Raw genomic sequence first — 23946 nt, forward strand, 5'->3', positions numbered from 1 at the left:
TTCTATTTCTATGAGAAACGGATACCCTCCTCTTACATAGGACGGCGAAGCCGTTTCTTATCGCTTAAAATCTTATAAGAAATTGTTAAAATGAAAGAAATTTCATGGTGATGTGACATGCTATGATAAAAACAAAGGAGCTGGATTAGCTGATGGATAAGGCTAATTGCTTTTTTACGATCATTCAAGCAAAGGGGGCATTATTATTTTGGAAGCGTTATCATTTAAAGGAGAGGCTGTGAGTGGTTTGGTCATAAGGAAGCTGTTTTTCTTCATCGTTTTCATGTTGACGATAGTAGTTCCTTTCAGCCTGGTCGGAATAACGACCGCTTATGCGGAGACCTTACCTTATCAGACGATTATCATCGATGACGGAAGCATCACAATTAATGATGTTGTGACACTTGATGCGGGTAACGAGAACAATGGATATTCGGCTCCAAATTGGACCACTAGCACAGGGGTGAAGGGGTATGATAATTCCAGCTCCAAATATACGAGTACAGCAGGCGGATCGATAACATGGAATCCGCGCTTGGAAGCAGGAACGGCGAAAATATCTTTATACAAGCTTAACTGGGAGGATAAGGCTGATAGCAATGTAAAAATCGAAATCGTTCATAATGGAACGACGGATGTACTCTTTCTGGATCTGAGACCCTCATCTGGCCCTCCTGTGGGATGGGTTGATTTGGGAGAATACTATTTTTCCGGGGTTGGTGAAGAATTCGTTAAAATGACACGGTCTGCCAGCACCACGAGCACGATACTTACGCGAGCAGATGCGGTCAAGTTCGAAGGGAATATTCAGCAGAAAGAGCCGCATAAGACGATCATTATTGATGATGGAAGCCTCACGATTGATCATATCGTCACCGTAGATGCAGGTAACGCGAGTAACGGGTTCTCCGCTCCTTATTGGACCACAAGTGCGGGAGTGAAGGGATATAATAATTCCAGTTCCAAATATACGGACGCGGTAGGTAGAAGCATCACTTGGAATCCACGCTTGGAGGCAGGGACGGCGAGAATATCGTTCTATAAGCTTGATTGGGCGGATAAAGCAGACAGTAATGTAAAGATTGAGATTGTTCACAACGGGATTACGGATGTTTTATTTATTGATCTTAGACCTACGTCGGGTCCATCGGTCGGATGGGTGGATTTGGGGGAGTATTATTTTAGTGGTGATGATACCGAATTTGTCAGGCTGACTCGAATGCAACCTACGACGGGCACGATTATTACTCGGGCCGATGCAGTCAAATTTGAAGGGAATATCCGTCAGCAAGCTCCGCCGTTGCCCGCGCTGCGGAGCCGTACATTAGCGAATCTCAGTTACACAGAAAAAGGCAGCATTGAAAATGCAAACTATAAGGCGACCTTCTATGAGGCAGCATGGGATGGAGGCAAATCCATCGTTCGTGACATGTTCTACAAGAACACGGACACAGGGAACTGGATGCCAATAAATAATGTGTCGGAAAGACTTGAGGAGCAATGGGTTTTATTGGATGGGAATGCGGGGAGCCGAACCAATTACTACGATACGATGAACAAACGCTGGATTACATTCGACGGAATCCATTTTCCAGACAGCCACACAGCGGTTTTAACCGATTCTATGCATGGCAGTGATTACGATTTTGAAGTGAACTGGTCCATGGCAGGGGATAAACCAGATGTTTCCTTCACCTTCACGCCTCGCCGCGATGGCAATTATGTGATTGGATATCAGTCCTTCACAACAGAGCAAATCACTGGCATCAATGAAGTATTAAATGGATTTAGGTCGCATGCAAAAATGGTTGGTACGGTGGAATCCACAAGCCTTAGGGAGCTGAGCGCTCCGATGAGTCTAGTGGAGAAGAACGACAGTGCGGGGAATCCATTGACGTATGGGGTATTTGTACCTTCGGAAGAGCTTCCGGTTGAATTTGAACCGACGGGAGGCGTTACGAAACAACGGCTTGGCATGAGCCTTGTCAACAACGAAGGCAGCGTGCAGCCAATCCTATATGCTCCTCAATTAGGGACTTATTCGCAAATGACCGCAGAAAACACCTATCAATTTCATATGGGGCTAATCGCACAAAAAAGCAATCTTTATGAGTCCTACGCGGATATTCTTCGCAATGAGTACGGTTATTCGGCATACCGGGAAAATGTATCAGATCAGTCGCTTACTGACGCGATGTTCAATATGATCGATATGCTTAAGATAGAGCCGCAAGGGGACGACTCTGTTCAGTATGTCCCGTCACCCAGCGGGTGGTGGAGCCGTGCCAAGGGCTTTATTGATATCGAAAACGAGGATAGCGTTCGAACAAGCTCGAATGCCGTTCTTTTGGGGGCTTATTATTTGACTGGGGATGACCAGCTTTACGATACGAGAGCATTGCCGTCCGTCCAGTATGGCGTATCGCGAAATGGTATCGGTTGGTCGCCGACGCAGAAGAAAGTATATGGCGTGCCTTCGTTATGGAAAATGGCCACCCTGCCGTTCGATGTTTCAAGCGTAGCCGCTGTCAATCAGATGATGGGCACTTCAGCAGGAATTGGGGCGCTGGCACAGGAAGAGTACCTCGTGCGCGATCCTGATCAGAAAGACCGGGGTCCTGTCATTCAGCCCCTGATGATGTATCGGATGACGGGAGATGCGCAGTATTTACAGGCTGCCAAGGATGCAGCCGACAGCTATATCCTGCAGCATATCGATACTCCTGAATCCGTTAATGTGAGTAAAAATGAATTCATTTATTATTATAGCAAGCTGTGGATGGAGATTTTGGAGCTTTACGAGGAAACTCAGGATCCCAAATACTTGAATGCTGCTTATAAGGAAGCCAAACGGTATGCCACCATGTTCGTTGCTCGACCAGTTACTGAAGGTACCGTTACGATTCCGCAGCCCGAGACGTATAATTACGCGGAGTCGTTCCATTGGCCGGAAAGCGGAAAATACCAATATCCTAGGAGCAAGCTCCCAGAAGATGTAGCAGGAGGCGTACAAGCGGATAGTTGGCTTGTTTCACCGAACGGGTTGACGTTTGAAGCAGGAAGCACAACCGGCTATTATCGGATGAATGCTCAGGAAGCTCCATTCATGCTGCGATTGTCGCTCTATACAGGTGATAAATTACTGCAGGATATCGCACATAATTCGGTAATTGGTCGATATTCCAGCTATCCAGGTTATTACTATAAGGGCTTTGCCGTTAGCCAACTTGAACCGGATTTTCCTCTGGAAGGCCCAAGCGGGGCTACATCCATCTATTATCACCATATTCCGGGGCAGCTCGGGCAAACGATGGATTATTTGATCAGCGAACAATCATTAAAATCGAACGGGAGTATTACATTTCCTTCCGTATTCGAAACGAATTTTTTATGGTTCAAATATCACCTTTATGGCAATAAACCAGGTCATTTTTATGGTAATTCCGACGTTTGGCTCTGGATGCCCAAGGGGATTATTCAGACTAACGATCCTCAATTGAACTGGATAACGGGAGAGAGCGGGGATAAATTCTATATCGGGCTAAGCAACGCATCGTCAGATGAAGTTCAGACTTCGATTGAACTGAATGCGCAAATCATTGGGTTCAACCCGTCACAAGATTATACCGTAACCATCATCCGCGATAATGGTACACCAGAACAAGCAGTTATGAGTGGCGGAATTATTCAAGCTACGGTTTCAAGCAAAGGGATAACCGCTATCATTGTTGAGGGACTCCAGATTGATGTGCCGCTGCATCAGGTTAGAACTGCTGATACATCGGATGCAAGCTACTTCTTCGATACCCACAGTCCAATCGATGCGGTTAAAGGGATGCTGATCGTGAAGCCCGACGAGACGGTTTATGATGCTTATGTACAGGCAAAAACGACGAAACCAGCGACAATCCATTATTCCTTGGATGGCGGGGCTACGTATACGACCATTCCAGATACGATATATCCGATGGAATGGTCGATACGGGCGAACGATTTATCTCAAACTTTCACTTATTACGTAGAATCGGACGGGAAACAGACCCGCAAACGGACACTTTATCTGCCTGATAAGGTATCCGAAACTCCAGTCCAACCCGATTGGCAGGAGGGTTCATCTATTATTGTAGATAATACCGAAGCGGAGACAGAAGGGGTCTGGATAAGGGATACAACGGCTAACGACTATTACTACGATAACTATGTGTATGCCAAATCGACGACCGGCACAGCGACAAGCAAAATTATATGGCGGCCGGAGCTGCCGGATACTGTTACTTACAGTGTGTATTACAAGCTTCCGCAAATAACCACAGCGAGTGAAAGCTGGGCAACGAATGCCTCATTTACCGTTTATTATAGCGGGGGCTCTGATTTGGTTACCGTTGATGAGACAGCGACGAATGGTACTTGGGTGCACCTAGGTGATTATCCTTTTGCGGCAGGCGATAGCGGGTACGTGGAACTAACCAATAAGGCCAACAAGTCACGGGTAGTTGCCGATGCAATAATGTGGGTAGACCCGAACAGAATGCCGCAATTGGAGTCTGCGGTGATCCTGTCCGATCGGAACGAGCTGCAGATGACTCAAACCGCACAACTGAGCGTAACCGGCTATTTGGATAATGGTTTGATCGGTGATCTATCACAGGCCAATGTGCAGTATTTCGTTGATCGTACGGATTTGGCTGAAGTAGACAGCAGCGCTAGGTTGTCCCTTCTAAATCTTGATGGAGACACAGATCACATTGAGGTATGGGCCACTGTAACGATTGACGGAGTGACCTTAACAACACCGCCTTTGACCATCGCGATCAAGGACCTAACGGTTATCGTCGACAGTACAAATACAACGGGGTTATACACGACAGAAGGGTCTTGGAGCCAAAGCAACTTAGCCGGATACAAAATTGGGGTTAAGTCCCGTTACTCTACAGTACAAGGATCTTCAGCAACGTGGAAAGGCCAGTTTCCAGAGGGGAAATATACAGTCTCCATCTACAAGATCGTCCATACGACGGCAAACGATAATTATGTCAAAGTGGAAGTGAAGCATCAGTCAGGTACCGAGGTCACATATATCGATGCAACAGTTGGCTCATCGGGCTGGGTTAATTTAGGAACGTTCGACTTTACAGGAGACGGCAGCGAGTATGTTCGTTTAACCAGGGTTACTCCTACAACGGTAGACCCACCAACACTTCCTGCCGATATGATCTATACGAGGGTTGATGCAGTCAAATTCGAACGGCATTCCGTTAGTCCGGAGCTGATTGTGAATGAGGCGCCAGGTAAACCGACACTTTCGAATAATAGCGGTGTTGCGACAGGCTTACATGATGGCAATTATGACGTTGCGATGAATATGTGGTGGGGAACCAATGGCTCACTGTATAAGTTGTACGAGAATGGCCAATTGATCCAAACGAAGTCATTGCCCGTTGATTCGCCAGCTGCCCAAACTTCCATTATTCCAATTCAAGGCAAGCCAAATGGAACCTATGTGTATACATGTGAGTTATCGAATTTGTATGGAACGACTTCATGTGAACCACATACCGTCACCGTGGCTGATGCGAATCCTGGCAAACCTGTGTTATCCAGTGACAACTGGGATCAAGATGGAAACTATACCATTACTGCAAATATGTGGTGGGGCACGAACGCAGCACAGTATCGATTATATGAAAATGGCGAACTTATTGAAACGCAATCTTTATCTTCACACTCACCAAATGCCCAATCGGCAAATACACAAATTTCGGGAAAAGCTCCTGGCATTTATCAATATCGCGGTGAGTTTATGAATGGAAGCGGAACAACGGTAAGTGATGTTATACAAATTATTGTAAAATAACGCTAAGAGCTGAGTGGATGAAAACGATCCACTCAGTTTTTTTTCTTGAAATTTAGTTCGTCTCAAGCGCACTATCTAGGAATAGAAGTATTCAGCTTCAAAGCTTTCTCATGCAAAGCTTTATACTCCTATCCCTTTAACGAGCCGGACGTGATGCCGTTAATGATATATTTTTGCATGAAAATGTAGAACAGAATGAGTGGTGCAACCGCCAGGAGCATCATCGGGAAGAAATTCGTCCAGTCGGTCGAGAATTGCCCAATGTTGCGGAATACTTCTAAGAGCAATACACCCTTTGAACGGGATTGCAAGAACAACAATGGCGTCATGAAATCATTCCACACAGCAAGTGTATTCAACATAGCTACAGTGGCAATTACCGGCGTAAGCAACGGGAACACAATCTGCCAGAATGTTCTCCAAACCCCACAGCCGTCTACTCTTGCCGCTTCTTCCAGTTCAAATGGAACGGTAGAACTGATAAAGCTTTTAATTAAAAAGATAGAGAACGGAAGGCTGTAACAAATTTCTATTAGAATAATCCCCGTGAAGGTATTCATAAGCCCAAGCTGGGCTACCTGTTTATAAAGTGCTAAGATCCCCATTTGGTATGGTACCATCATCCCAACCATGAATAAAAGGAACACGATCCGATTGAAGTGATTAGTACGTCGTATCAAGCTGTAAGCAGCCATCGCAGAAAAGATTACAATACCCGCAACAGAGGAAATCGTAATGATAAGGTTGTTTCCTAACACATGAAAATAGTTCATTGCCTTAAAGGCACGAATGTAATTGTCGAACGTGATGTTAACTGGAAGGCCAAGCGGTTGAGAGACCGCATCAGCTGGCGTCTTAAATGTTGTGATGATCAAGTAGTAAACTGGGATCATAAAAATCACCGCTAAGACGAGCATAAGAATTTCCGTGACAGCAGTTTCCTTAGTATATCGATTCATGATTACCGCCGCTCCCACATCTTGATTAGTGAAATGTGAATAAAGGTGATGATGCCTACGAGGATAACGAAGACGATACCGAATGCGGCTCCGTAGCTATAGAACCCTTCACTGAGCCCTTTCTTGATCATGAGTGATACGATCGTTTCCGTAGAATACCCCGGACCACCACCAGTCAAGGCATAAACAATATCAAATACTTTCATGCCGTTTATCATCCCCATAACCGTGTTGAAAGTGATCGCCGGAAGCAGTAGAGGAAGTGTGATATAGCGGAACATTTGCAGCCCACTCGCTCTGTCAATCTTCGCCGCTTCGTAATAATCTGTTGAGATGCTCTGCAAGTTGGCCAAATAAATAACCATTGTGTAACCAACCCACTGCCATACGGAGACAAGGATAACCGAATAAAGTGCAAGATGAGGATCTCCGAGAAAATTGATGCGTTCAAAACCAAGAGCGACTACAAGCTGATTAATCAAGCCAAAGTCGGAGGGAGAGTACATAAAATTCCAGAGAAAACCGATAACCAATACGCTGAACACCGCAGGAAGGAAGAACGCAGCTCGCAGCAGATTTTTTGTTTTTAATTTTTTATTAAGAAACACCGCTAATGGAATGGCTAGTATATTCTGTCCAAGCATCGCAAGTACCGCATAGATTAAAGTGTTTCTTATACCTGTCAAATAGATTGAATCTTTAAATAAAGCAATATAATTGTCTAGACCAACAAATTTGACAGCAACCGGATGCACATCCGACCAGTTTGTAAAGCTGTATAAAGCGGTCTTTATCGTCGGAAATATGAAAAAGGTACAATAAATAAGTAAGGCGGGAAGCAGAAGCAGAACATAATTGATCTCTCGTTTGAAAATGTTTGGTTTGTTCATGTGCAACAACCTTTAGCATTTAGGATGTACAAGAGGCAAATCGCTTTGCCCCTTGTATTTTATATTCGGCCTACTTAGATTTCTCCAGCAGTTCAGTTGCTTTCTTATCTACCGCTTCTAGTACTTGATGAGGCGTTTTGATACCAGCTATGAGTTCTTGAATACCTTTTCCCAGATCTGTGAAAGCAGCAAAAGCAACGCCCCAATTATTAACAGGGAACATGACATTGCCCGCCTTGAAAGCTTCTTGAGCACCGTTATACTCAGCTGGCATATCAAAAGTAACGCCTTTCAAGAAAGATGAACCGCCTTTATTATCGGCCCAGTAAGCATACTGGCCTTCTGGTGTGGATAACAGATCAAGCACCTTGTACGCCGCATCTTTGACTTCGGACTTCGCATTCAAACCAAACGATACTCCGGGACCGCCGACCATCCAACCCGGGCCGCCTTTCGTGCCCAGGTTCGGGAACATATCAATCTTCATGTTTGGCGCTTTTTGCTTAAAGGTTTCCATGTACCAAGGCCCTGCTTGGAACATAGCTGCCTTGCCGCTTGTAAACTCGTCTATGGCTTGTTCTTCTTCAAGCCCAAGCATATCTTTGGTGAAGATACCGCGTTTCAAGTATTCAGTCCATGTTGTCAAAGCAGGCTCCAGCGCATCGGCTATTTTCGCGGTTCCTTTACCAAAATCGTTATTCCATTTTTTCCCTTCCTCTGTGCCGATAAAATCATTTAATGCCAAACCGAGGAAGGACTGGCCCGCGACGTTAGGATTCTTTAGACCGATCGCTTGGGGTTTGATGCCATTCTTCTTGAGCACATCCGCTACTTGGAAGTACTCATCAAGCGTTGTTGGTACTTCCAAGTTATATTTAGTGAATAGTTCAACGTTATAGAAAACCCCGTTGAACCAACTCGCTTGCGGCAACCCATACAGTTTATTATCAAATGTTACAGTGGACGTGCCGGTTTCATAATACTTGCTAGCGTAGCGTTCTGTTAAATCTTCGAAGTAACCTGTTTTGACAGTATTAGCATCAATTATTCCACCGATAATGTCAGGACCTTCACCTGCTGCAAGTTGTGTTTTGATGACATCTGCGTAAGTCTTGTTATCGATGAACTGATACTCCACATCTACATCGGGAAGTTTATCTTTGAATAATTGAAGTAGTGTCTTTACACTGTCTTCTTTGTTCCAATACGATAATCTGACTTTCACTTTCTTTACCGGTTCTGGATCCTTTGTTTCTTTCGTATCGGTTGTATTCTTCGCAGTTGCATTTCCCTTTGTGCTGCTATTCTCCGTACTGTTCTTACCGCAGCCTGTAAATAGGATCGTGAAGGCGAGTATAGCGATAGCGGAGACAAACCATGTTCTCTTCATACAAAGACCTCCCAAATAGATAGTTTGTTTCTCGATACTTTTATCATTGTAGTATAAATGTCATTTTCATCGAAATAACAGATTTTTGCGAAACCTAACAGAATTCATTTGGAAGTAAGAATTTAAGAATGTGATTTAATACAATGGTATGAATGGGAATGTCCTGTGTGCTATGCTTTGGATTGTAGAGAGTATCCTCAAGAGGTGAGTGAATAGCGATCGTTTGAACAGACAGGGAGGAAAATATGTATCATATATTAGTCGTCGATGATCAACAAGCTGAAATCGAAGCCATTGAATGGCTTATTCATAAGCATGCTCTACCATTTTCTGTTGCTCAGGCCAATGATGGGGAAGTGGCACTGGAATATATAAAGGGCCATCATGTAGATCTGTTATTCACAGATATTCGCATGCCATTCATGGACGGTCTAGAGTTAATTAAGCAGGCAAAAGCAGTCGTTCCGAACCTTAAAGTACTTATTTACAGTGCATATGGGGAATTTGAATATGCACAAAAAGCGATTCAGCTTGGAACGGTTCATTATATGTTGAAGCCGATTGATGTGAAGGAATTCCTAAAAGTGTTCCATTTCATCATCGCCATACTTGAAGACGAACGGCTTCAGAGAGAGAAAGAGGATCTGCTCGTTAAAGGCTTTCATAAAGGAGTGGCGTATGAGAAAGAGAAGCTCCTGTTTGATCTCTTTCAGGGTCGTGAGAGTGACGTTCATTACGAGGAACGGGCAGCTTTTGCAAGCCTAAATCATCTGGTAAATAAGCGAATGTATATGATTATGATTGGATTGCAAAATCGTTTTTTTGATCAACATCATACAGAAGTGTTCGAATTTCTACAATCGATTTGTACACATGAGATGCTTTTTTTAAATTTGAATGAGTATCAAAGCATCATGCTAGTCGCTATTGATCCAGCTTCAAAGAACAGCGATAACCTGCAAGAGCTTATGGCTTATGGGGATTGGATTAAAGAATGGCTGGAGACTCGCTTCGACCGGCGAAGTTTTATTATTGTTGGTAGTCCGGTAGATAAGCTAGAGGGACTTCATGATGAGTTTACCCAAATGGAAGAGTTAATGAATTTTCGTTTTTTTATGGAAAGCAGTGTCGTTTGTTCCAAAGAAGATGAAAGAATTCATGACCATATAGACGACGAATCGTTAGAGCTTATGCTGAAGGACATTTATACTTCCATTGCACAAAAAGAATATTGTACACTTGAGCATCGAATAGAGTTTCTCATTGCAAGTATGCAAAGTTGTAAGCGCTTTAGTTCTATGTATGCCAAGCTATTATTTACAGACATATTAAAAAAAATAGTAGAGTCTCAAGGCAAAAGAAACAGCAATTTATTAAAGAATGGTTTTGAGCGAATCGCACTATGCAATTCGATTGCTGAGTTGAGGCAAGTCATTTTATCCGTTTTTCAGGAGCATTTGCTGCAAATCAAAACGGCGACAGATGATCAATGCCGCAAAGTGATTGAAGATGTACAGACTCTCATCCAGATGGAATACGGAAGTGATATTGGGGTCGCCTATTTAGCCAATCGCGTCTTTTTATCGCCAAGTTATTTAAGTTTTTTGTTTAAAAAAAATACAGGCCAAAACCTAGTCAAATATATTACAGCCGTTCGTATGGAGCGAGCGAAGGAGTTGCTGCGAGATACAACGATTAAAGTTGTTGATATTGCCAGTACAGTTGGATTCACGAACACTTCCTATTTTAATTTAATGTTTAAGCAATATAATGGCTTGACTCCAGTTCAATATCGTGAGGTAGGTGGGCGAAGGTGACTCTACTCAAATTTATCCGTAATCTCCGCCTGCGCCAGAAATTATTACTTTCTTATGTGATTGTCATCTTCCTGCCAACCATTGTACTGGGCTTATATGCCTACCATAACTCTAAATCTTCATTAGAGAGCCAGTTTCTGCAAAGTGCGGATAACGAGGCGAAGAAAGTCACTTTAGAGATCAGTTACCGACTTCAGAGGCAGGATGTGTCAATAAAATCGATTGTTTTCCATCCTACGGTTATCGAGTTGATGAGTAACCCGAATCTGGATTTGTACACACAATTAATGATGCTGAATGATAAAATTGAACCTATTTTTTTTAACTTGATGTATATGGTTAGGGATATGAATGAGATAATGTTGTACTCCGAAAGTCATCAATCTGAAATAGGAAACTTCATGACGCCTTCATCTGCAATTAAGGAGAAGGATTGGTATCTAGAAACAAAGGGCAGTGATACAACCAAGTGGTGGTTTGAAGATGGAGAATTGTTTGCCACACGAGTGATTTACAATATCGAGTTTAGGACCGTGAGCGCTGTACTTTATGTTAGATTTGATTACCACAAAATCTTCGGTGATTTCATTGGCAGGGTGAACGGAGGGAATGGCATCATCATTACCGATAGACAGAATCGGCCCGTATTATCAGAGCATGCTGGGCAGATGGATGATGTTCAACTTCAATCACTTTCAAGGAAAGGCACTTCAAATGCAAAATTAGATGGCGAATCCTATTTAGTTGTAAACAAAGATATTCCTCAAACCGATTGGATACTTCATTATTTGGTTCCCGACAATCAGTACAAAACAGGCATTGGCAATATTTTAAGCGCAACGGGCATCATTGTACTCATCTGCATGGTTTTTCTCAGTATTATTATCTTCTTGTTCTCAGAAACGCTGTTAAAAGGAATCGAGAAATTAAACACCAAAATGAAGATGGTGGAAGACGGTGATCTTACTATTGTTGTATCAGCGAATTCCAAAGATGAAATCGGGCAGCTTACCAATCGATTCGGTTCTATGCTTAAACAAATTAATCAGCTCATTTCAGAGGTATATCAAACAAAAATTACGCAAAAGTCTGCCGAACTGAAAGCGCTACAAGCTCAAATCAATCCCCATTTTCTATACAATTCTTTATCTTTAATTAATTCAAAAGCGCTGCGTATCGATGCCCAAGAAATTAGTGACTTGGTAAATCAACTATCTAGTTATTACAGAACGACTTTAAATAAAGGGAAGCAGATTATTTCGATTCAAGATGAATGGACAAACGTCCAAGCGTACATACATATTCAATTAGCAATGCACAATAAAAGGTTTGACGTAGAATTTGATGTGGACGACAAGGTGTTTCAATTTGAAATGATCCATTTGATTTTGCAACCGATTGTTGAAAACTCGATTATGCATGGCATCGATCTTAAGAGGGAGGGCCGAGGTAAACTCATCCTGCGGGCAAGTCTCGACGGTGAAGATATTGTATTTGTTGTGGAGGATAATGGTGTCGGTATGGAACCTTATAAGATTAAGCGTATTCTTGAACATGAAAGTGCGGGTTATGGCATTAAAAATGTGCAAGAAAGATTACAGCTCTTATTTGGATCCGAATACGGGATATTAATTCATAGTCAATCCGGGATTGGCACTTCAGTTATCGTACGCATACCGCAGTATCGTCATATAAGTGATCAATAGCCATGATCAAAAAAGGGTCAATGCTCATAAGAGCACGGCCCTTTTTTTGTTTCTAATCGAAATCTGTTAGATTTCAAAAAATACTGTTATTTTACAGGGTTTCAAATGATAATACAATGTAATTGTGAACAGACGGCGTTGTCAACCGCCTCTGTAAGCGCTTCAACAAATGGTTTCTGAATTAAAAAAAAGAATGAGAGGATTGTTGATCCATGTTCAAGCGAACAACGTATAAAATGCTTTGTTTTATGATTCTAGCAAGCTTCTTTTATCAGAACAATGCTGCTCATGTCTATGCTGATAGCGGCCAGCTGGATGTATGGGTGGTTAATGCATTGAAAGCCGTATATAGGACCAGCACGATCCCCGCAAGTCCTGGGTACAGCATTGATCTTGTTTCAGCCAGAAACGAATACGAAAATGAGCAAATTGCTGTAAGAAGCACTACTGATTTTGAGATTACTGGAGTTGAATTTTCCAATCTTGTATCTTCTGGCAATACGATCTCAAACAGCAACTTAAGCTATCATTTTGCGGAATACGAACTTGAAGATACCGTGCAACCCAATCAGTATTGGCCGGATTTGGTAGGCGAGCAAATCTATCCCTTATCAGCAATCCCCGACCCGCTATCCAACGAGCCATCTATACATGTGGCGGCAAATTCAACTCAACCCATTTTAATAACGAATTTTGTTCCAGCCGGTGCTGCTCCTGGCTTTTATCAAGGTATGGTTACAGTGAAAACGACTTTGGGCGATTATCAAGTACCTATTAACGTTGAGGTAGCTAACGTTGAAATCCCTCAAACCTCTGAAGCTAATTTCGTTAATTATCAGTGGTCGATGACGAATGGTTTTATGATTGGAGGTAATCCGCCTGAGAATGTTGATGATCCTTTAACTCAGAATAGTTATGACGTTGGTCAGTACTATTACGGAGTGGAGACATATAGCGATGAATGGTTTGAGCTTATGGATAATTTCGCCAAAACCATGAGCGACTATCGCCAGAACATGATTTGGGTTCGGACAGACTTGTTATTAAACGCAAATGGTACCAAAATGGCGTCTTTTAAAGACGGGATACCTAAAGATATCGACTGGTCCTTGTTCGATCGATATGTTCAAACCTTTATGGATAGAGGGATTACTCATTTTGCGAACATTCACTTGATCCATGCATTAGAACAAATGCCGCAAAGCGAAAGGCCAAACAAAGATAATCCCCAAGATCCGTGGTTAACGTCAATACCTAAGCCCAATTCACTACCTGCAACAGACGCTTATCTTACTAACTACTTGACGGCATTGCACGATCATTTAGAGGATAAAGGTTGGCTTAACGATAATGGCTTCACTTGGTATCAACATACTAAGGACGAACCCAACGGTTCTAGCATTACAAACTATATGACGTATATCGTTAGAAAAGTAAAAGAGATCGTTCCAGATTTCAAAACATTGGACGCTGATGCGGGCGGTACTTTAATGAACGAAGCCATCAAACCCTATGTGGATGTTTGGGTTCCGTTAACGCCGGTTTTTCAATACAATAAGGATTTTTATAAAAAGGAGCAAGCGGCCGGCAAAGACTTGTGGGTGTATACTTGCGATGCCAATCCGGCTCCGTGGTTGAACAGATTCTGGACACAGCCCACTATGACTGGCAGGCTGTTATTCTGGAATCTTAGTCAAGACGATGTTAAAGGGCACTTGCATTGGGGATGGAACGTATGGTATGTCCCACATTATGGCGATTCCACGATCGTATATCCGGATAAGGATAATATGACGGTTAAGAGCTCGCTGCGCTACGAAGCCCAAAGAGACGGACTAGAGGATTACGAACTGATGCACAAACTCAAACAAACCAATCCTGATCTTGCCGAGCGTATAGCTGACAGCGCTGTTAGCCCGTCTGATCCGAGAAAATATACCATTGACCCTGAATATATCAGAATGCTTCATAATTATCTGGTTAAAGCTGCTGCCAGTGAACCTGTGGGTGCAATTCCCGTGCCAACAAGTCCCTACGATGGGCAAGATGTACCTATGACATACATGACCGATAACGCGACCGGCGAAATCACCTTCAACGGTGAATGGTTTGCAAAAAGCCGGAAATACGCTTATATGGGCGGTGTGCAAGCCACATTGAAAGCGGAAGATTATTTGACCTATACATTTACAGGGTCCGGAATCGATCTTATTGCAGAGAAAAATGAATACTCCGGTAAAATTGCCGTATACATCGACGATTCCGCTCCGGTCATTATTGATCTATATGAAAAGGTTCAACTCGATTCAATATCGGTATACAGCAATCATAATCTATCAGCAGGCAAGCACACGATCAAGGTAGTGAACCTAGAGAACAAAAGCCTATTCGTTGACGGTTATCGAGTGAGCATGTATGAAGGACAGCAGATCTATGACGGAACACTACAAAGTTTGGACCTGACTAGCTCACCTTCGTTTCATTTTAATAAGGACAATATTAATTACCAAGTTATCGTTCCCAGTGATGTTAACGTATTCTCCATTACGCCAACGCTTTCGGATGCAAATGGAACTCTGGAGGTCAACGGACAACGTATTGGCAGCGGAAAGAGGCTTACATTCAACATTCCTACAGGTAAAAGTAAGATCCATATTCGGTCTACCGCAAGTGATGGGGAAACCACGAGACTATATACTTTGAACTTTCTCAAAGGCAATGTGAATCAAACGACCACCAATATTGCGAGAAGTTATTCAGCGATTACAGCAACAGCTGCCAGGGAAGACAGCAGCGGATATGGCGTTTCGAATATGGTTGACGGCAGTTACGGTTCCATGTTTGCTAGTATTAGCGGGTATACTAACACCCATCCGTTCCCACATGAAATCAAACTTACTTGGGATCAACAGATGACCTTTAATACGATTGTCATGGCCACGCCATCAGGGTTATTACAGGGTATAACGGATATTGACGTTGAGGCTACTTCGGATGGAACGAATTGGACAACAATTGCGAAGAGGGTACCGATTCAATGGAATAGCAGCACAGACGACAACAAAATGGAATATACGTATGTCAATATCCCTACGGTTAATGACGCGCTGAAGCTGAGAATACGGGTCAATGACGCCAACAATACGTATTGGGGCATATACGCTTTATATGAGCTTGAGCTTTATAACCTTCCAGACAACGGAGAGATTAGTCCAATAGCAGATGGAACACTAAGAAATTTAACAATCTCTAATGTTCCTTCCTTTACGTTTGACAACAGCACGACGAACTACCCGGTAATGATTCCTATTGATGTAAACACCATCGCGATTACGCCAACGCTTTCGGATGAAGAGGGTACGCTGCAGATCAACGGAAAGACCGTCGCCAATAACACGGCGCAGGCGATTGATATTCCAATCGGTAAAAGCATGGTTCATATCAAGTCCACCGCAAGCGACGGGACGACTTCAATGCTCTACACGTTGAACATTTTGAAAGGCAATGTGAATGAACCCGGCACCAATATTGCCAGAAGCTATTCTAACATTACAGCATCAGCTGCCAGGGAAGATAATAGCGGCTATGGTGCTTCGAATATGGTAGACGGCAGTTATGGAACCATGTTCGCGAGTATAAGAGCCAATCATCAATTTCCGCATCAGATTAATCTTACTTGGGAACAGCCGCAAACCTTTAACACCATCGTCATGGCCACAACTTCTGGATTACTTCAGGGTATCTCCAATATTGATGTTCAGGCTTCTACAGACGGAGTAAACTTTGAAACCATAGCGAATGGCGTACCCATCCAATGGAAAAACAGCGTAGATGACAACGTAATGGAGTACACCTTTGCCAATATTCCTACAATAAAGGACGCAATGAAGCTGAGAATACAAATCAATGATGCGAACTATACGACGTGGGGCATGTACGCTTTGTATGAGCTTGAGCTCTATAACCTTCGGGAAAACGGTGAGATTGGAGCTAAGACACATACGATCACAGCGAGTGCAGGGTATAACGGAACGATCAGCCCGAGCGGCGCCGTTGTAGTCGATGAGGGTGCTGATCAAAGCTTTACATTCAATCCGAACAATGGATACGAAATCGACAAGGTGTGGGTAAACGGTACCGACGTGTCAGTGACCGCCAACGTCTATACGGTTACCAACGTAACTGCCGCCCATATGATCAATGTTACGTTTAAGCCAAAGGATACTGGTGGCGGTGACCAGACACATACGATCACAGCGAGTGCGGGGGAAAACGGAACGATTAGTCCTAACGGCGCTGTTGTAGTCGATGAGGGTGCTGATCAAACCTTTACATTCAATCCGAACAATGGATACGAAATCGACAAGGTGAGGGTAAACGGAACCTCCGTGTCAGTGACCGACAACGTCTATACGTTTACCAACGTAACTGCCGGCCATATGATCAATGTTACGTTTAAGCCAAAGGACACTGGCGGTGGAGACCCTTCTACTGGTGGTGGCAATGGTACAGTCAATGGAAATACCGATTCTCATACACTTATAGTGAAAGCGGAAGACCTTACCTCTCCAGCTTCCAACGGAGTTGTGACAATCATAGCCAAAGATAAAGAGAAAATTGTACTTCCTGCTAATGCAGCCGAACTGCTCGGACCTAATCAATTAGTCATTCAAATGGGTCCATTCACGTTGGAAGTACCTGCTGAATTTCTTAAACAGTTGGTAGATAAATTGTCCGCAGAAGATAAACAAAACAGTAAGATAGAGTTGATCATGACTCCCTTATCCGAATCCGATGCTAACAAACTTCTAGCGAAAAGGCAATCTTCCACACTTGCACAAATTAAACTTTCCGGCAAAGTGATCAATTTTAACTTATCTATTGTCGGGAAAGATGGTAAAGTGACAAGCTTGAGCAGCTTCGATAAGCCGATGACGATTCGATTCAAAGTGGATCCTTCCTTAAATCCAAAACTGACTGGCATTTACTACTTGGCAGACAATGGTACGCTGGAATATGTGCGAGGCACATTTATTAACGGAGAATGGGTCGCTAATATTTACCATTTTAGCAAATATGCGATGCTCGAATTCAAGAAATCATTTACCGATGTCAAGTCCACTCATTGGGCGGCCGATGCGATCGAACAGTTAGCGGCGAAGCAAATTATTGACGGAACTAGTGCGGCAATGTTCGAGCCAGAGCGTTCCATCACACGGGCCGAATTTACAGCTATGCTTGTCAAAGCATTGCATCTGACATCAGTAGGCGAATCGAAATTTACGGATGTGGCGAAGGGCGCCTGGTACGAAGATGCAGTTTCCATAGCTGTCAAAGCAGGCATTAGTAAAGGAACAAGCACAACGACTTTCGATCCCGATGCGAGAATCAAACGTGAAGAAATGGTCACCATGATGATGCGGGCGTATGTGATCTTGAAAGACGTCAAGTTGAACGGAAATACGGCTTCTTTCTTCACAGACGAATCCGCTGTGGCTGCCTGGGCGCTTGATTCAGTAAGAGCGGCGGCGGCACTTCATTTTATTAATGGACGCGATGCATACAAATTCGTTCCGAGCGGTATTTCTTCCCGTGCCGAAGCAGCAGTTTTGCTCAATAGAGTTTTACAGTAAACATGTTAACCCACAAGTCCTAAATAGGGAGTCTTCGTTGAGACGATAGAACAATCCAATATAGGACTTGCTTGGGCACATCCTAAGTAGAGGAACAGCTCTTGCGGCAGCCTATGATTTGCCAGTTGTTCCGCATGTCGGAGAAATGGAGCAAATTCACCAGCATCTTGTGGGTGCAACGCATAATGCGATTATACTAGAATACTTTCCTTGAATTCGTGATATATTCGTTGAACCCGCAATGGTGAAAAATGGGTTTATGTCCTCCCAGAAATGCCGGGCGCTTAAACAGAGGTCATTCTCCAGTATTTTGATAATTATCGTATCCGATAATTGTTAGTATAGAAAAGAAGATGGATAAACCAACTGGCAGCAATTCCACCTCTATACGTTGTCCACCTTTTATATTTGAGTCAAAGAGGGATGACAATGAAAAGATACGGATGGATCATTAAGGTGAAAATGGATAGGTTAGCCGAATACAAAGCATTACACGCGGTAGTATGGCCTGAAGTCTTAAATCGGTTAAAAGAAAGTAACATCCAAAATTACTCTATATACTACCGAGATAGGAATCTCTTTAGTTACTTGGAATACACGGGACAAGACTTCGAGAAAGATATGGCTAATATGGCTGCTGACCCGATCATGCAAGCGTGGTGGAAACTAACAGATCCGTGTCAGGAACCAGTTGATTCCGCTTCGGAAGGAGAATGGTGGACGACAATGGAGGAAGTATTTCATATGGATTAGGGCGTTTCTTCAAATTTAACTACATAGAGTGATTGAGTTAAAAGAATTTGAGGAAAGTCTTAGACAAACGTAAAATTTTCACTTCGAAGTGACACGGAGAACAGAAGGAGGCAACAAGGTGAACGATATGGAAATCAAAGAACTTCAGCAAGCTGAAGTTCCGGAATTGAATGAAGGCGTCCACGGATACAGCAGCGAGACGAAATGGATGAAACCAGAAAATCCGATTACTCTGGAAAGATTGGAATGGTTTAAGGATCAGAAATTGGCCCTAATGATGCATTGGGGACCTTATTCGCAGATCGAGGCCGAGTCCTGGATTCTCAGCGATGAAGACGGTGAATGGGCGCGTAAAGATGTCGACTGGACGAGCGATTACGAAGAGTTGAAGCGCGAATATTTCGGCCTGAACCGCACGTTCAATCCGTTCCGCCTCCAACCGGAGGTATGGGCGGAAATCGCCGCCGAAGGCGGGTTCAAATATTTGATCTTTACGACCAAGCATCACGACGGATTTTGCATGTGGGACACACATACGACGAATTACCGGATTACCGGCATCGAAACACCGTTTCATGCACACCGCTATGCCGACGTTTGCAAGCATGTGTTTGACGCTTTCCGCAGCAAGGGGCTTGCGATCGCCGCTTATTTCTCGAAGGCGGATTGGCATATGCCGTATTACTGGGCGCCAGGAATGGAGAGGGGCCGCGATACGTGGAGAGGACCATCGTACTCCCCCGAGGAATATCCGTGGCTGTGGGAGAAATTCGTCGATTTTACCCATGAGCAAATCATGGAGCTGATGACCCGTTATGGCCGGATCGATATATTGTGGCTGGATGCGGGCTGGGTCAAAGCGAGTGACGAGGTTAAGCAGGACATTCGTTTGGGCGAGGTCGTCGAGCGAGCCCGTCAAACGCAGCCCTGGCTGCTGTCCGCGGACCGTACAGTCGGAGGGCCTTACGAGAATTATGTGACGCCGGAGCAAGCGATTCCGGAGCGACCGCTGAACGTACCGTGGGAAAGCTGCATTACGATCGGCAAACAGTGGGCCTTCAAATACGATGATCAGTATAAATCGGCGAGGGAGATCGTTCGAATTCTGATGGAAATTGTATCAAAAGGAGGCAATTTAGCGCTGAATGTAGGTCCTCAGCCCGACGGACGATTGCCGGCCGGGGCGGTCAAAAGCATCAAGGAATTGGGCGCATGGATGGAGGTTTACGGCGAGGCGGTATACGGTACACGTGTGTGCGCGCCGTATTATACCGGTGCCTGCGCATTCACCACGAAAGGAAATACCGTGTATTGTACTTACTTATATGAAAGCGCAGATGCAACCGTCTCCAAGGTCGTTCATATTCCTTATCAGGAGCCCGTTTCCGGCATTGAGCTTGTCGGAAGCGACGTCTTGCTGCAGGTTGAGCGTACGCCAGAAGGTATCTCGATCACGCTTCCGGATTGCGAATTGAACGGGCAGGCTCCGATCGCCCATGTTTTCCGCATGGAGAAGGGCTAGGGGGAAAGTGAGTGATAAGATAAAGTCGCGTAAATCGCGGCTTTTTCTATTTATGGGAGCAAGTTCTTGTCATTGCATGGTGTCAAGAACATCGTCCCAATCCCGTTTTGTGACAAGAACATAGTCCCATTCCTGACGGATGATTAATAGAGGGGGAGGGAGATTACCTAAACAGTAAGATCGACCAAGCCTAGGTTGAGTAACATAACGATTGCTAAGTAATATAGGGCTTACGCTTCAAAGTCATATTGAAAAAAACGAAAAGCATGCCTGATTTCTGGCGTGCTTTTCGTTTTTATTTTTATCAACGCCTATATCCAAATTGATTATTATCTATTGTCTTTAGGCTACAAACTAGATTGAAGACAAGTTATTAGCTTAGATGGGTGACTTTATTCTGTGTATTAAATAACCCGTCTACAAAACCGATAATAGTAAAGGTAGGAAATTATTGCAAACAAGGGAGAGGCTTAAATGTCCAAATGGGGTAAAAAGAGCATATACATCATTCTGTGCTTAGTCACGATGGCAGTATTTGCAGGTTGCGGAAAAGAGAAAACCGAAGAAGAGAAATTGCAAGAACAAGTACAGCAGGCTTTCAAAGATGCGGGGATACAACTAGATAATTCGTCTCAGTCAGATGAAAAACCTACTGTAGAGTCAGAATTAGCGGAGATCAACAACTTCGTCACCAGAGATATTTGGAACGATGGTCTTGTAAACATCGGTCACTTTGCCCACAGTGGTACTTCTGCAACAGGAGAAACCATAGATATGGAATTCATGATCCAGCAACTCGGCAAGGCGATGGAAAAGAAAGCAGAATACGATAAGTATATCCAAGGAATAGATTCAAAATATGGTGAAGTGAAACAATTATGGACGAAGGTTTCAGGCGAGATTGATACTTTGTATAAAAAACTTCAAGATAATCCTCCAAAGCCTAATGACGCAGACTACGAGTTTGATACCGGATTGTATCAGCAATACAAAGATGCTTTTTCGGAAGAAGTAGAAACACTAAACCAAAAGTAATAAACTACGTAATTCAGATGTGGAGCAGCTTTGTAAGATGACATAAGTACTATTTCATTAAAGGCCGCAAAAATCGCGGCTTTTTTTATTTAAATGATCAAGTTCATATTTGGTCTAGTACAGTCGTCATCGAAAGATTAAACGAAATCAATTTCAAAAAAGTGCTGAATAATATGACATACTGTTGTCATCATTCCCGCCCAATAAAAAAGGTTGAGAATAATTAAACGGGTGGAGGTATCACCATGATCCCATCAAACAAAGTAATTCTTAATCAATCCTGAAAATGAAATTGAACCTTCAAAAAAGCGAAGACGAGCAAGTGTGCTCGTGTTGTGCAGGAAAACTGCATGATATGAGCACTGGAGTAGGCGGAAGTGAAGCTCGTGGAGAATGCACCGGCCGAAGCTTCAGTCGGTCGGTGCGGCGTACTTCCTCACGTCCGGCTCAAATGTCGTTCCATTGGACAGGTCCACCTCCAAGTGGGTAGTTCCGCGATCGTCTGTCAGCACGAGCATGCGAGAGCCTACTAGGGGAACACGGTCGGAACTGGTGCGCATGTGCGCTGAGATGACCCAAGGAGTACCGTCGACGATGTAACCTACCTCGACCTTGAATATCGGGAGATCGAAGAGCCAGCAGTTCGTGAAGCTCACGGTGGTCAGTGTTCCGATGAACGAGCAGCCCTCCACTCGGAGGCGCTCAATGTCACTCTGACGTAGCCGGGCATGCGCGATCGAGCCGGGCAACCGTAAGAGCGCGATGATGGCCCAGAGGGCGAAGGCGGCTCCGATGACAGCGCCAAGCTCTGGCGGGATCGTCGGTGACGTCCCGATGGCCTCGAGGTTGAAGGGGCGCGACGGATCGCTGATCAGCGTCCAGATCAGGAAGACTCCAGCGATTATGACGAGTCCTCCTGCAATCGCGAGCGACACGAAGAGGCCGGCGACCCTGGTCTGTCCGAACTGTTCTACCGCTCGCAAGTACACTCCGCCAGTCACACCGATTGCGACGAACAGCAACACTACGGCGACGCCCACCGTGACCGGATGACCGAGGAGCATACTGATCGCCGGTGTTGGCGCAAGACCGAGCAGGGCACCAAACGGCAGGGAGCCTGTCAGCGCCCACAGTGCAGCAGCTGCGAACAGCCACGGCAGCAGCGGAGTCGCGCGTCCGACGCCACGTCCCGGCAGCAGCGCAGTCATTCGTCCGCCTTTATCCGTAGTGGAAAACAGCGGCAGCATCTCACTGTGCTCATGTTGTCCCTCTGCAGCATCCCTCATAGATATCCTTCACCTCCATAATTTTTTTGCTGTATTTTTCCACTTATTGACTACTATATTGACTCATTCCCGAAGACTTTACAATAGGAAATAAACTCACGAACAAGCATTAGAAGGCATGAAGAGAGCTGGATTTCACATAAAATATGGGCCTGTTGATGAGCCTTGGGGTGTTCGAAGATTGTATGTACACGACTCGATTGGTAAGCTTACCAACATTCTTGCTCATGAACATTGATACTCTAACAGACAATCGTAAAGGGACCCTGATTTCTACATCTAATGCGAAAGGATAGTTCAATAAATCAGTAGCGAAGCTATGGGTTTGAAACCTTCGTGGGAGTGACAGCAACTTTATAATTAGGGTGTGTTATGGAGCCAGTTGTAGGATTAGATGGGGCTAAAGGAGCCAGCGTCGTTCAGGCTTTTCTACGAAGGAACGAACCGTACGGGATATTTGAGAGTATTGCGCACGAGTAGAACGGTTTTGAACGACTGGGAGAATTGCTTGATGAATTGAACGTACTCTCGGGCAAGGTGCCGATCATTATTTGGGAATATTGTTTCTATTGGATGAAAATTGGTGGGCAATTTCTCCAGAGTTTTTAGAGGAAATCGAAAAAAAACTACCCGAAATAAGAGAAAACGCCGTTGACCTTAAGCAGGTGACCGGCGTTTCCAAATTAGCGTTTCGGCATTTTGCTCTCATCCATGTACAGCAGGTTCCAACGGTGACCGTCCAAGTCGGCAAATCCTGCGCCGTACATCCAGCCGTCATTTTCACTCGGCTTGCCAAAGATGCTTCCTCCGGCAAACTCTACTTTTTGAATAAAGGCATCTACTTCTTCTCTGCTTCCAGCGCCAATGGAAAATATTACTTCTGCGCAACGGGAAGTATCTGCGGTTTTTGAACCGGTAAATTTCTCAAACGCCGCATCCGGGAACAGCAGAATCGTTGTTTGGCCTATGGCAAGCTTGGCTCTCTCGTTACCAACGCTCACCGCATGGAATCCAATCTCATTGAAAAAGGCAGTTGACTTCTCAACATCTTTGACTGGTAGGTTAATCCAAATCTCCTGTGACATGGCTGTAGCCTCCTGG

General features: G+C 44.2%; 12 protein-coding genes. 7 read left to right on the forward strand and 5 right to left on the reverse strand.

What is annotated here, in order from left to right; all coding sequences use genetic code 11:
- The first annotated feature begins 208 nt into the window (after nt 1-208).
- Nucleotides 209-5854: a golvesin C-terminal-like domain-containing protein gene (locus AC1DOV_RS31155; RefSeq protein WP_477551875.1), complete on the forward strand. Its 5646-nt coding sequence runs from the start codon at nt 209-211 to the stop codon at nt 5852-5854.
- Nucleotides 5855-5982: 128 nt separating this feature from the next.
- Here AC1DOV_RS31155 and AC1DOV_RS31160 read toward each other — a convergent pair whose 3' ends face one another.
- The 3 genes from AC1DOV_RS31160 to AC1DOV_RS31170 form a co-directional block, all read right to left on the reverse strand.
- Nucleotides 5983-6813, reverse strand: a complete 831-nt coding sequence (locus AC1DOV_RS31160; protein ID WP_477551876.1) for a carbohydrate ABC transporter permease — start codon at nt 6811-6813, stop codon at nt 5983-5985.
- Nucleotides 6814-6815: 2 nt separating this feature from the next.
- Nucleotides 6816-7703 (reverse strand): carbohydrate ABC transporter permease, encoded by an 888-nt coding sequence (locus tag AC1DOV_RS31165; RefSeq protein WP_441883122.1) that lies wholly within the window; start codon nt 7701-7703, stop codon nt 6816-6818.
- Between the two features lie 70 nt (nt 7704-7773).
- On the reverse strand, nt 7774-9093 hold the full coding sequence (locus AC1DOV_RS31170; protein ID WP_477551877.1) for an ABC transporter substrate-binding protein: 1320 nt from the start codon (nt 9091-9093) through the stop codon (nt 7774-7776).
- Nucleotides 9094-9338: 245 nt separating this feature from the next.
- On the opposite strand from AC1DOV_RS31170, the gene AC1DOV_RS31175 reads away from it, so the two are divergent.
- The 6 genes from AC1DOV_RS31175 to AC1DOV_RS31200 all read left to right on the forward strand — a co-directional run bounded on the left by AC1DOV_RS31175 (nt 9339) and on the right by AC1DOV_RS31200 (nt 21559).
- Entirely contained in the window at nt 9339-10910 is a 1572-nt protein-coding gene (locus tag AC1DOV_RS31175) for a response regulator transcription factor (protein WP_477551878.1), read from the forward strand.
- Nucleotides 10907-12616: a cache domain-containing sensor histidine kinase gene (locus AC1DOV_RS31180; protein WP_477551879.1), complete on the forward strand. Its 1710-nt coding sequence runs from the start codon at nt 10907-10909 to the stop codon at nt 12614-12616. Before AC1DOV_RS31175 ends, AC1DOV_RS31180 begins: the two co-directional genes overlap by 4 nt.
- A 212-nt stretch (nt 12617-12828) precedes the next feature.
- Nucleotides 12829-18249, forward strand: coding sequence for a glycoside hydrolase domain-containing protein (locus AC1DOV_RS31185; protein ID WP_477551880.1), 5421 nt, complete (start codon nt 12829-12831; stop codon nt 18247-18249).
- A 429-nt stretch (nt 18250-18678) separates the two neighbouring features.
- Nucleotides 18679-19002, forward strand: coding sequence for an L-rhamnose mutarotase (locus AC1DOV_RS31190; protein ID WP_477551881.1), 324 nt, complete (start codon nt 18679-18681; stop codon nt 19000-19002).
- A 127-nt stretch (nt 19003-19129) separates the two neighbouring features.
- Nucleotides 19130-20524, forward strand: coding sequence for an alpha-L-fucosidase (locus AC1DOV_RS31195; protein ID WP_477551901.1), 1395 nt, complete (start codon nt 19130-19132; stop codon nt 20522-20524).
- Between the two features lie 474 nt (nt 20525-20998).
- Nucleotides 20999-21559, forward strand: a complete 561-nt coding sequence (locus AC1DOV_RS31200; protein ID WP_477551882.1) for a hypothetical protein — start codon at nt 20999-21001, stop codon at nt 21557-21559.
- 410 nt (nt 21560-21969) lie between these two features.
- Here the strand turns inward: AC1DOV_RS31200 and AC1DOV_RS31205 are convergent, their stop codons facing one another.
- Together AC1DOV_RS31205 and AC1DOV_RS31210 are read right to left on the reverse strand one after the other, a co-directional pair.
- Nucleotides 21970-22845, reverse strand: a complete 876-nt coding sequence (locus AC1DOV_RS31205) for a hypothetical protein (RefSeq protein WP_477551883.1) — start codon at nt 22843-22845, stop codon at nt 21970-21972.
- A gap of 683 nt (nt 22846-23528) precedes the next feature.
- On the reverse strand, nt 23529-23930 hold the full coding sequence (locus AC1DOV_RS31210) for a VOC family protein (protein ID WP_441883104.1): 402 nt from the start codon (nt 23928-23930) through the stop codon (nt 23529-23531).
- Nucleotides 23931-23946 lie beyond the last annotated feature (16 nt).

The sequence above is a fragment of the Paenibacillus sp. 01T47 genome (assembly GCF_056398245.1).